1 protein-coding gene is annotated in these 1,100 nt (G+C 65.6%); it reads right to left on the bottom strand.

All coding sequences use genetic code 11. From position 1 onward, the window contains the following. Positions 1–1,100: elongation factor Tu (gene tuf / locus DAT35_RS57950; RefSeq protein ID WP_108077996.1), on the bottom strand; the 1,100-nt coding region annotated here is incomplete at its 3' end.

Below are 1,100 nucleotides of genomic sequence, written 5' to 3'. Positions count from 1 at the left end.
CGGAGCTCCTTCTCCATGGCCACAGGGGTGATCAGCTCCACCTCGATGGCGATGTTGTCGCCCGGCATCACCATCTCGACGTTCTCCGGCAGCTTCACCGTACCCGTCACGTCCGTGGTGCGGAAGTAGAACTGCGGCCGGTAGCCCTTGAAGAACGGGGTGTGACGGCCACCCTCCTCCTTCGAGAGCACGTAGATCTGGGCCTTGAACTTGGTGTGCGGGGTGATGGAGCCCGGCTTGGCCAGAACCTGGCCGCGCTCGATGTCCTCGCGCTTCAGACCACGCACCAGCGCGCCGATGTTGTCGCCCGCCTGGCCCTCGTCCAGCAGCTTGCGGAACATCTCCACGCCCGTGACGACCGTCTTCTGCGTCGGGCGGATACCCACCACTTCGATTTCCTCGCCCACCTTGATGATGCCGCGCTCCACGCGGCCGGTGGCCACCGTACCACGGCCAGAGATGGAGAACACGTCCTCCACCGGCATCAGGAAGGGCTTGTCCGTGGCGCGCTTCGGCGTGGGGATGTAGCTGTCCACCGCCTCCATCAGCTTGAGGATGGCCTGCTCGCCGATCTCCGAGGTGTCACCCTCGAGGGCCTTGAGGGCCGAGCCCGGGACGATGGGGATGGTGTCGCCGGGGAACTCGTACTTCTTGAGCAGGTCGCGGACTTCCATCTCCACGAGCTCGCGCAGCTCGGGGTCGTCCAGCATGTCGACCTTGTTCAGGAAGACCACGATGTAGGGAACGCCGACCTGGCGGGCGAGCAGGATGTGCTCACGCGTCTGGGGCATCGGGCCGTCGGCGGCCGACACCACGAGGATGGCGCCATCCATCTGCGCCGCGCCCGTGATCATGTTCTTCACGTAGTCGGCGTGGCCCGGACAGTCGACGTGCGCGTAGTGACGGTTCTTCGTCTTGTACTCCACGTGGGCCGTGGAGATGGTGATGCCGCGCTCGCGCTCCTCGGGGGCCTTGTCGATCTGGTCGTACGCGAGGAAGGTCGCGCCGCCGGTCTTCGCCAGCACCTTGGTGATGGCCGCCGTCAGGGACGTCTTGCCGTGGTCAACGTGGCCGATGGTGCCGATGTTGACGTGCGGCAA

This window comes from Vitiosangium sp. GDMCC 1.1324 (genome assembly GCF_003044305.1).
GTDB lineage: Bacteria > Myxococcota > Myxococcia > Myxococcales > Myxococcaceae > Archangium.
This window is presented reverse-complemented; position numbering and strand designations above follow the sequence as displayed.